The following is an 11,088-nucleotide window of genomic DNA, read 5'->3' as shown; positions in this document are numbered from 1 at the left end:
TCTCCCCATGTGAGAGTAGGGAACTGCCAGGCATCAATTAGAAGAACCCCGTACCGTAAGGTGCGGGGTTTTTTGCTTTTGTTTTTTCCTCTTCCCCTCCTTGAAACTTTCTCACCTTCTGCTTGCAGACTCGACATTCAAACCATTTCTCGGTATCGTTAGCTGTCTGGATGTCTAAACGTTTATACGTATGCTGTGAGGATATTAAGTTATGCCGATTCGGGTGCAGGACGAGCTACCAGCCGTCAATTTCTTGCGTGAAGAAAACGTTTTCGTCATGACGGCTTCGCGTGCGACAGGTCAGGAAATTCGCCCGCTGAAGGTGCTTATTCTCAATCTGATGCCAAAAAAGATCGAAACAGAAAACCAGTTCCTGCGTCTTCTGTCGAACTCCCCGCTGCAGGTTGATATTCAGCTGCTGCGAATTGATGCCCGTGAGTCACGTAACACGCCTTCTGAGCATCTGAACAACTTCTACTGTAACTTCGATGATATTCAGGGGGAAAACTTCGACGGATTGATCGTGACCGGTGCGCCGCTCGGTCTGGTTGAATTTAACGATGTCGCCTACTGGCCACAGATCAAACAGGTTCTGGAGTGGGCAAAAGATCACGTTACCTCCACATTGTTTGTCTGTTGGGCGGTACAAGCCGCGCTGAATATTCTTTATGGCATCCCCAAGCAAACCCGCACTGAAAAGCTCTCCGGTGTCTACGAACACCACATTCTTCACCCGCACGCTTTGCTGACGCGCGGTTTCGATGACTCTTTCCTGGCCCCGCATTCTCGCTACGCCGATTTCCCGGCCCAGCTGATTCGTGATTACACCGATCTGGAGATCCTGGCCGAAACGGAAGACGGGGATGCTTACCTGTTTGCCAGCAAGGATAAACGCATTGCTTTTGTGACCGGGCATCCTGAGTACGACCCGCATACCCTTGCGTCAGAGTATTTCCGTGATGTCGAAGCGGGTCTAAATCCGGATGTACCGTACAACTATTTCCCGAAAGACGACCCGCAAAACAAACCGAGAGCAACCTGGCGCAGCCATGGGAATTTGCTTTTTACCAACTGGCTCAACTATTACGTCTATCAAATAACGCCATACGATCTGCGTCACATGAATCCGACGCTGGAGTAATCTTCTGCACTAAACGATCCTAAAGCGTTTCAGCTATTCAAATCAGGCACCTTCGGGTGCCTTTTTTATTTCCGAAATGTCACTCACCATTCAATAAAACTTTAATCCCAGTAAAATCAGATAATTAATTGCAACTAACAATTAAAATGGAAATTGTTTTTGATTTTAGAAAAAATATAGATAGTCTTAATTCTGCTGAGCGAAAACTACACAACGATCTTTCGTTCGCATCGGGGGCGTGATTTTGGATCTTTGATGAGGAGTAGAGTAATGACTCAACAGGCAACGACGGTCGATGAACTGGCCTTTACCCAGCCGTATGGCGAGCAAGAACAGCAGGTTTTGACGGCGGAAGCGGTAGAGTTTCTGACTGAACTGGTGACCCGCTTTACGCCGCAGCGCAATAAGCTGCTGGCGGCACGCATTCATCAGCAGCAGGAAATTGACGATGGCAAGTTGCCTGGCTTCATTTCGGAAACCGCTTCCATTCGTCGCGGTGAGTGGAAAATCCGCGGCATCCCTGAAGATTTACAGGATCGTCGCGTTGAGATCACCGGTCCGGTAGAGCGTAAAATGGTGATCAACGCCATGAACGCCAACGTTAAAGTCTTTATGGCCGATTTTGAAGACTCACTGGCGCCGGACTGGCGTAAGGTCATCGAGGGGCAGATCAACCTGCGCGACGCCGTGAACGGCACCATCAGCTATACCAACGAAGCCGGCAAAATTTACCAGCTCAAACCGAACCCTGCGGTGCTGATCTGTCGCGTACGCGGCCTGCATCTGCCTGAAAAACATGTCACCTGGCGTGGGGAAGCCATTCCGGGCAGCCTGTTTGATTTCGCACTCTATTTCTTCCACAACTACAAGAACCTACTGGCAAAAGGCAGCGGCCCTTATTTCTATCTGCCAAAAACGCAGGCCTGGCAGGAAGCGGCCTGGTGGAGCGAAGTGTTCAGCTACGCGGAAGATCGTTTCAACCTGCCGCGCGGAACCATCAAGGCCACTCTGCTGATTGAAACGCTGCCAGCCGTGTTCCAGATGAATGAAATTCTGCATGCCCTGCGCGACCACATTGTCGGCCTGAACTGCGGGCGCTGGGACTATATTTTCAGCTATATCAAAACCCTGAAAAACTATCCCGACCGCGTGTTGCCGGATCGCCAGGTCGTGACCATGGATAAACCGTTCCTGAGCGCCTACTCGCGTCTGCTGATCAAAACCTGCCATAAGCGCGGTGCCTTTGCGATGGGCGGCATGGCGGCATTTATCCCGAGCAAAGACGCAGAGCGCAACAATCAGGTGCTCAACAAGGTGAAGGCCGACAAAGAGCTTGAAGCCCGTAACGGTCACGACGGCACGTGGATTGCCCATCCCGGCCTGGCCGATACGGCGATGGAGGTCTTTAACCGCGTTCTCGGCGACAATAAAAACCAGCTGTTTGTCACGCGCGAAGACGATGCCCCAACGGCTGAAGAACAGCTGCTGGCTCCGTGCGCGGGCGAGCGTACGGAAGAGGGCATGCGTGCCAATATCCGCGTCGCGGTCCAGTACATCGAAGCGTGGATCTCCGGCAACGGCTGTGTGCCTATCTACGGACTGATGGAAGATGCCGCGACGGCGGAGATCTCACGTACCTCCATCTGGCAGTGGATCCACCATCAAAAAACGCTCAGCAACGGCAAGCCGGTGACCAAATCTCTGTTCCGCCAGATGCTGGCCGAAGAGATGCGGGTGATCCAGGACGAGCTGGGCGAACACCGCTTCAGCAGCGGACGTTTTGACGACGCCGCGCGCCTGATGGAGCAAATCACCACATCAGATGACTTAATCGACTTCCTGACCCTGCCGGGCTACCGCTTCCTGGCGTAACTCACCACATAACAATATGGAGCATCTGCACATGAAAACCCGTACCCAACAAATCGAAGAGTTAAAGAAAGAGTGGACACAACCTCGCTGGGAAGGCATCCGCCGTCCTTACAGCGCGGAGGAAGTGGTGAAATTACGCGGCTCGGTCAATCCGGAATGCACGCTGGCACAGAACGGTGCGGCGAAAATGTGGAAGCTGCTGCACGGTGGCTCTAAAAAAGGCTATATCAACAGCCTCGGTGCGCTGACCGGCGGTCAGGCCCTGCAGCAGGCGAAGGCGGGTATTGAGGCTATTTACCTCTCCGGCTGGCAGGTCGCGGCGGACGCCAACCTGGCCTCCAGCATGTATCCGGATCAGTCGCTCTATCCGGCTAACTCCGTGCCGTCGGTCGTGGATCGGATCAACAACACCTTCCGCCGTGCGGATCAGATCCAGTGGGCTGCCGGTATTGAACCTGGCGATCCGCGCTTTATTGATTACTTCCTGCCGATCGTTGCGGATGCGGAAGCGGGCTTCGGCGGCGTGCTGAACGCCTTCGAGCTGATGAAATCGATGATTGAGGCCGGTGCAGCGGCCGTTCACTTCGAAGACCAGCTGGCGTCAGTGAAGAAGTGCGGACATATGGGCGGTAAGGTGCTGGTTCCCACACAGGAAGCCGTACAGAAGCTGGTTGCCGCGCGTCTGGCTGCTGACGTGCTCGGCGTGCCGACGCTGGTGATTGCCCGTACCGATGCGGACGCGGCGGACCTGATCACCTCTGACTGCGACCCGTACGACAGCGAATTCATCACCGGCGAGCGCACCAGCGAAGGTTTCTACCGCACCTATGCCGGCATTGAACAGGCGATCAGCCGCGGCCTGGCGTACGCGCCTTACGCGGACCTGGTCTGGTGTGAAACCTCCACGCCTGATCTGGCGCTGGCAAAACGCTTTGCCGATGCCATCCACGCGAAATACCCGGGCAAGCTGCTGGCCTACAACTGCTCGCCGTCCTTCAACTGGCAGAAAAAGCTGGATGACAAAACCATCGCCAGCTTCCAGCAGCAGCTGTCCGACATGGGCTACAAATACCAGTTCATTACCCTGGCCGGTATCCACAGCATGTGGTTCAACATGTTCGACCTGGCGCACGCCTATGCGCAGGGTGAGGGCATGAAGCACTACGTTGAGAAGGTGCAGCAGCCGGAGTTTGCCGCGGGCAAAGACGGCTACACCTTCGTGTCTCACCAGCAGGAGGTGGGAACCGGCTACTTTGACAATGTGACCACGATTATTCAGGGCGGCACCTCCTCCGTCACCGCCTTAACGGGTTCAACGGAAGAAGCACAGTTCTAAACTTTTCCCCCTCTCCCCTCTCGGGGAGAGGGTTGGGGTGAGGGGGAATATATGTCGCGTGGCCTGGAATTGCTGATTGCCCAAACTATTTTGCAGGGCTTTGATGCCCAGTATGGTCGTTTTCTTGAAGTGACATCCGGCGCGCAGCAGCGCTTCGAACATGCAGACTGGCATGCGGTTCAGCAGGCCATGAAGCAGCGTATCCATCTCTATGACCACCACGTGGGTCTGGTGGTGGAGCAGCTGCGCTGTATTACCGACGGTAAAAGCCCGGACGCGGAATTTTTACTGCGCGTGAAGGAGCACTACACCCATTTGTTACCCGATTACCCGCGCTTCGAGATTGCGGAGAGCTTTTTCAATTCCGTCTATTGCCGGTTATTTGACCACCGCTCACTATCTCCTGAGCGGTTATTTATCTTCAGCTCCCAGCCCGAGCGGCGCTTTCGAACCATTCCCCGTCCGCTGGCGAAAGATTTCTTTCCCGATCGCGGATGGGAAAAACTCCTGCACCGCGTGCTAACGGATCTGCCGCTGCGCCTGCCCTGGGAGAATAAAACCCGGGATATCGGCTATATCCACGCGCATCTCAACGAAACCTTTGGCGCGGAGGTCCTTAGCCATAGCCATTTGCAGGTGGCCAACGAGCTTTTCTACCGCAATAAAGCCGCCTGGCTGGTCGGCAAGCTGGTTACGCCGACCGCCATTGTGCCGTTTCTGCTGCCCATTCACCGTACCGACGACGGGGAACTGTTTGTCGATACCTGCCTGACCACCGGCGCCGAGGCCAGCATCGTGTTTGGCTTCGCCCGCTCCTATTTCATGGTGTACGCCCCGCTGCCTGCCGCGCTGGTAGAGTGGCTGCGAGAGATCCTGCCGGGCAAAACCACCGCCGAGCTGTATATGGCCATTGGCTGCCAGAAGCACGCCAAAACGGAAAGCTACCGGGAGTACCTGCGCTATGTCACCGCGGCCGATGAGCAGTTTATCGAAGCGCCCGGCATTCGCGGCATGGTGATGCTGGTCTTTACGCTGCCGGGTTTCGACCGGGTCTTTAAGGTGATTAAAGACAGATTCGCGCCGCAGAAAGAGATGACCGCCGCGCACGTTCGCGCCTGCTATCAGCTGGTCAAAGAGCACGACCGCGTCGGGCGCATGGCGGATACCCAGGAGTTCGAAAACTTTGTGCTGGATAAACAGCAGATCGACCCGGCGCTCATGGCGCTGTTAATGCAGGAAGCGCCCGCGAAAATCACCGATCTGGGTGACAAAATCGTGATTAGCCATCTCTACATTGAGCGCCGCATGGTACCGCTGAATATCTGGCTTGAGCAGTCCGAAGGTCAGGCGCTGCGGGATGCCATTGAAGAATACGGCAACGCGATTCGCCAGCTTGCCGCCGCCAATATTTTCCCGGGCGACATGCTGTTTAAAAACTTCGGCGTCACCCGTCACGGGCGGGTGGTGTTCTACGATTACGACGAAATTTGCTACATGACCGAAGTGAATTTCCGCGATATACCACAGCCCCGCTACCCGGAAGATGAGCTTTCCGGTGAGCCGTGGTACAGCGTCTCGCCGGGCGATGTGTTTCCGGAGGAGTTTCGCCACTGGCTGTGCGCCGACCCGCGCATCGGGCCGCTATTCGAAGAAATGCATGAGGATCTGTTCCGCGCCAGCTACTGGCGCGGACTGCAAACGCGGATCAAAAACGGGCATGTCGAAGATGTGTACGCTTACCGCCGCAAGCAGAGGTTTTGCATTAGGTTTGCACCTTCTCTCGCAGGATGAGGACATCATGTTTGCACCCTCTCTCGCAGGGTGAGGGCATCATGTTTTCTCCCTCTCTCGCAGGGTGAGGGCATCATGTTTTCTCCCTCTCCCTGTGGGAGAGGGCCGGGGTGAGGGCATCAGGCTGCAGTGCAACCCCATCGCCCGGTGGCGCTGCGCTTACAGGGCCTACGGTCCGAATATCCGCCGGAACCCAACTTAACGAATCCCACCGTACGCCAGCGTGACCTCTTTCGCCGCCTTAATCACCAGCGCACCCAACTCAGTGACCCGATCGTCGGTCATACGTGAAATCGGCCCGGAGATGGAGATGGCGGCGAACGGCTCGCGGTGCTCGTCAAAAATGCAGGCCGCCAGGCAGCGCAGGCCCAGGGCATGTTCTTCATCATCAAACGAATAGCCGCGCTTGCGGGTCAGGGCCAGATCTTCTTTCAGATGCACGGGCGACACCAGCGTGGCGTGGGTATAGGCGTGCAGACCTTTACGGTGCAGCAGTCCCGTCACCTGCTCTTCGCTCAGCTGCGAGAGAAACGCTTTCCCCGCCCCGGAGGCATGCATCGGCAGCTTGCCGCCAATCGGTGCGGACATACGCATCAGCTGCGTGCACTGAACCTGGTCGATGATAATCGCCTGATGGTCGCTTTGGTCCAGCACCGCCAGGTTGACCGTCTCGCCGGACTCCTCCATCAGCTTGCGCAGAATCGGGTGCACAATCGCCAGCAGGTTGCGGCTCTGCAGGAAGCTGCTGCCGACGATAAACGCATGCGCGCCCACCGCCCAGTGCCCCAGCTCGCCGACCTGGCGGACAAAGCCCAGCTGCTGCATGGTGGTCAGCAGGCGATGCGTCGTGGAGTTCGGCAGGCCAGCCTGCTGGGCCAGCTCCGTCAGGGCCACGCTGCCGTGCGACTCGGCTATCCACTCCAGCAGCTTCAAACCGCGCGTGAGCGATTGAACCTGTCCGCCCTGTTGTGCGGCGGCGGCGGTGGCAGCAGGTTTTCTGCCGCGTTTAGCGGGAACGGTCGCGACCATGACGATCTCCTTTTTCTGTATCGTGGAAATCATTTTCGTTTTATTTGGTGGATTTGCAACCGTTATCCTGACTGATCGGAGGAGTGATGGTGAACATGTCTCATGTTACCGCTGTGCGGCTTTTCCACCCTGCGAGATTGTGCCAGTATGGAACGCAGCCTTTTGGCCTTGTTGAGCGTTGTCGGGAGCAAGTGTGAGCAGCAAAGTAGAGCAACTGCGTGCGCAGTTAAATGAACGAATTCTGGTGCTGGACGGCGGCATGGGCACCATGATCCAGGGGTATCGTCTGAGTGAAGACGATTTCCGCGGCGAGCGCTTCGCAGACTGGCCCTGCGACCTGAAAGGGAACAACGATCTGCTGGTGCTCAGCAAGCCGTCCGTCATTAAGGATATCCACAACGCCTACTTCGAAGCGGGTGCGGATATCGTTGAGACCAACACCTTTAACTCGACAACCATCGCCATGGCGGATTACCAGATGGAATCCCTGTCGGCGGAAATCAACCTGGAAGCCGCGAAGCTGGCGCGCGCCTGCGCCGACGAGTGGACGGCCCGCACGCCGGACAAGCCTCGCTACGTTGCCGGGGTGCTTGGCCCGACGAACCGCACCGCGTCGATTTCGCCGGACGTCAACGACCCGGCGTTTCGTAATATCACCTTTGACCAGCTGGTGGCCGCCTACCGCGAATCGACCAGAGCGCTGGTGGAAGGCGGTTCCGATCTGATCCTGATTGAAACCGTATTCGACACTCTCAATGCCAAAGCCGCGATTTACGCGGTGAAAGAGGAGTTCGAGGCGCTGGGCGTTGACCTGCCGATCATGATTTCCGGCACCATCACCGACGCCTCCGGCCGTACCCTGTCCGGTCAGACAACCGAAGCGTTTTATAACTCCCTGCGTCACGCCGAAGCGCTCTCTTTTGGCCTGAACTGCGCGCTGGGGCCGGATGAACTGCGCCAGTACGTACAGGAGCTTTCCCGTATCGCGGAATGCTACGTCACCGCCCACCCGAACGCCGGTCTGCCGAACGCGTTCGGTGAATACGATCTCGATGCCGACACCATGGCGGCGCAAATCCGCGAGTGGGCCGAGTCTGGCTTCCTGAACATCGTCGGTGGCTGCTGCGGCACCACGCCGGAGCACATCGCGGCCATGAGCAACGCCGTGGCCGGGCTGCCGCCGCGCAAGCTGCCCGAGCTTCCGGTTGCCTGTCGTCTGTCCGGCCTTGAGCCGTTGACCATCGGCGACGACAGCCTGTTTGTGAACGTGGGTGAGCGTACTAACGTCACCGGTTCCGCAAAGTTCAAGCGACTGATCAAAGAAGAGAAATACAGCGAAGCGCTGGACGTTGCCCGCCAGCAGGTGGAAAGCGGCGCGCAGATTATCGATATCAACATGGATGAGGGGATGCTCGACGCCGAAGCGGCGATGGTGCGTTTCCTCAACCTGATTGCCGGTGAGCCGGACATTGCCCGCGTGCCGATCATGATTGACTCCTCCAAGTGGGAAGTCATCGAAAAAGGGCTGAAGTGCATCCAGGGTAAAGGCATCGTCAACTCTATCTCGATGAAAGAGGGCGTTGATATCTTTATCCACCACGCGAAGATGGTCCGCCGCTACGGTGCCGCCGTGGTGGTGATGGCCTTTGACGAAGTGGGCCAGGCGGATACCCGCGAGCGTAAAATTGAGATTTGCCGCCGCGCGTACAAGATTTTGACCGAAGAGGTGGGCTTCCCGCCGGAAGACATTATCTTTGACCCGAATATATTCGCCGTCGCGACCGGGATTGAAGAGCACAACAACTATGCCCAGGACTTTATCGGGGCATGTGAGGACATCAAGCGCGAGCTGCCGCACGCGCTGATCTCCGGCGGCGTATCGAACGTGTCGTTCTCGTTCCGCGGTAACGACCCGGTGCGCGAAGCGATTCACGCCGTGTTCCTCTACTACGCCATCCGCAACGGCATGGACATGGGGATCGTTAACGCCGGCCAGCTGGCGATTTATGACGACCTCCCTGCCGAGCTGCGCGACGCCGTAGAGGACGTAATCCTTAACCGCCGCGACGACGCCACCGAGCGCATGCTGGACCTGGCGGAGAAATACCGCGGCAGTAAATCGGATGAGGCGGCAAACGTTCAGCAGGCCGAGTGGCGTTCCTGGGACGTGAAAAAGCGTCTGGAATACTCGCTGGTCAAAGGCATCACCGAATTTATCGAGCTCGATACCGAAGAGGCGCGCCAGCAGGCAGATCGCCCGATTGAGGTGATCGAAGGCCCGCTGATGGACGGCATGAACGTGGTCGGCGATCTGTTCGGTGAGGGCAAAATGTTCCTGCCGCAGGTGGTGAAATCCGCCCGCGTGATGAAGCAGGCGGTGGCGTATCTTGAGCCCTACATCGAAGCCAGCAAAGAGAAAGGTTCCAGCAACGGCAAGATGGTTATCGCCACCGTGAAGGGCGACGTGCACGACATCGGCAAGAACATCGTCGGCGTAGTGCTGCAGTGTAATAACTACGAAATTATCGACCTCGGCGTGATGGTCCCGGCGGACAAAATCCTCAAGACCGCGCGCGAAGTGAACGCCGACCTGATTGGCCTCTCCGGCCTGATTACGCCGTCGCTCGACGAAATGGTCAACGTGGCAAAAGAGATGGAGCGACAGGGCTTCACCATTCCGCTATTGATTGGCGGGGCGACCACCTCAAAAGCGCACACGGCGGTGAAGATCGAGCAGAACTACAGCGGCCCGACGGTCTACGTGCAGAACGCCTCGCGCACGGTGGGCGTAGTCTCCGCGCTGCTCTCGGACACCCAGCGCGACGAGTTTGTTGAGCGCACCCGCAAAGAGTACGAAACCGTTCGCATCCAGCACGGCCGTAAGAAGCCGCGCACCCCGCCTGTTTCGCTTCAGGCGGCGCGCGACAACGATCTGGCCTTCGACTGGTCCAGCTACACGCCACCGGTGGCACACCGTCTGGGCGTGCAGGACGTGACGGCCAGCATCGAGACGCTGCGTAACTACATCGACTGGACGCCGTTCTTTATGACCTGGTCGCTGGCGGGCAAATATCCGCGCATCCTGGAAGATGAGGTGGTCGGCGAGGAGGCGAAGCGCCTGTTTAAAGATGCCAACGACATGCTCGACACGCTGAGCGCAGAGAAAAGCCTCAACCCGCGCGGCGTGGTGGGCCTGTTCCCGGCGAACCGCGTGGGCGACGACATCGAAATTTATCGCGATGAAACCCGCACCCACGTGCTGGCGGTCAGCCGCCATCTGCGCCAGCAAACGGAGAAAGTGGGCTTTGCCAACTACTGCCTGGCCGATTTCGTCGCGCCGAAGCTGAGTGGTAAAGCCGACTATATCGGCGCCTTTGCGGTGACCGGCGGTCTGGAAGAAGACGCGCTGGCGGACGCGTTCGAAGCGCAGCACGATGATTACAATAAAATCATGGTGAAAGCGATTGCCGACCGCCTGGCAGAAGCATTTGCCGAGTATCTCCACGAGCGCGTACGTAAGGTGCACTGGGGCTACGCGGCGAATGAAAACCTCAGCAATGAGGATCTGATCCGCGAAAACTACAAGGGGATTCGCCCGGCGCCGGGCTATCCGGCCTGTCCGGAGCACACCGAAAAAGGCACCATCTGGAAGCTGCTGGATGTGGAAGCCCATACCGGCATGAAGCTCACCGAGTCGTTCGCCATGTGGCCAGGCGCGTCCGTCTCAGGCTGGTACTTCAGCCATCCGGACAGCAAGTACTTTGCCGTGGCGCAGCTGCAGCGGGATCAGATTGAAGATTACGCCCTGCGCAAAGGGATGAGCGTGTCTGAAGTGGAGCGCTGGCTGGCGCCAAATCTCGGCTACGACGCCGACTAAAATCACTTTTCCTTACAACAAACAGGGCGCTCATTGGGCGCC

At 57.3% G+C, this 11,088-nt stretch carries 6 protein-coding genes; 5 read left to right on the top strand and 1 reads right to left on the bottom strand.

The genetic code is table 11. The annotated features are described in order from the left end of the window. The first annotated feature begins 211 nt into the window (after nucleotides 1-211). The 4 genes from metA to aceK all read left to right on the top strand — a co-directional run bounded on the left by metA (nucleotide 212) and on the right by aceK (nucleotide 6,140). A complete protein-coding gene (metA, locus tag INF68_RS11840; RefSeq protein ID WP_024906663.1) occupies nucleotides 212-1,141 on the top strand; it encodes a homoserine O-succinyltransferase in 930 nt (309 codons plus the stop codon). A 270-nt stretch (nucleotides 1,142-1,411) separates the two neighbouring features. Beyond that, nucleotides 1,412-3,013 carry a malate synthase A gene (gene aceB / locus INF68_RS11835; protein ID WP_023309985.1) on the top strand — a complete coding sequence of 534 codons (1,602 nt, stop codon included), beginning with the start codon at nucleotides 1,412-1,414 and terminating at the stop codon, nucleotides 3,011-3,013. A 31-nt stretch (nucleotides 3,014-3,044) separates the two neighbouring features. Next, nucleotides 3,045-4,349 (top strand): isocitrate lyase, encoded by a 1,305-nt coding sequence (aceA, locus tag INF68_RS11830; RefSeq protein WP_126787143.1) that lies wholly within the window; start codon nucleotides 3,045-3,047, stop codon nucleotides 4,347-4,349. A gap of 51 nt (nucleotides 4,350-4,400) precedes the next feature. After that, nucleotides 4,401-6,140, top strand: a complete 1,740-nt coding sequence (gene aceK / locus INF68_RS11825; protein WP_059445339.1) for a bifunctional isocitrate dehydrogenase kinase/phosphatase — start codon at nucleotides 4,401-4,403, stop codon at nucleotides 6,138-6,140. A 198-nt stretch (nucleotides 6,141-6,338) separates the two neighbouring features. Here the strand turns inward: aceK and iclR are convergent, their stop codons facing one another. Continuing rightward, on the bottom strand, nucleotides 6,339-7,169 hold the full coding sequence (iclR, locus tag INF68_RS11820; RefSeq protein ID WP_023309988.1) for a glyoxylate bypass operon transcriptional repressor IclR: 831 nt from the start codon (nucleotides 7,167-7,169) through the stop codon (nucleotides 6,339-6,341). A 193-nt stretch (nucleotides 7,170-7,362) separates the two neighbouring features. Between iclR and metH the strand changes: the two genes are divergently transcribed. Further along, nucleotides 7,363-11,046 carry a methionine synthase gene (gene metH, locus INF68_RS11815; protein ID WP_126787141.1) on the top strand — a complete coding sequence of 1,228 codons (3,684 nt, stop codon included), beginning with the start codon at nucleotides 7,363-7,365 and terminating at the stop codon, nucleotides 11,044-11,046. Nucleotides 11,047-11,088: the final 42 nt, after the last annotated feature.

Origin of the sequence: Enterobacter cloacae complex sp. P16RS2 (assembly GCF_014982155.1) — a bacterium.
GTDB classification, from domain to species: domain Bacteria; phylum Pseudomonadota; class Gammaproteobacteria; order Enterobacterales; family Enterobacteriaceae; genus Enterobacter; species Enterobacter cloacae_M.
Note: the sequence above shows the minus strand (reverse complement) of the source record. Positions and strands in the feature narration are given on the sequence as shown.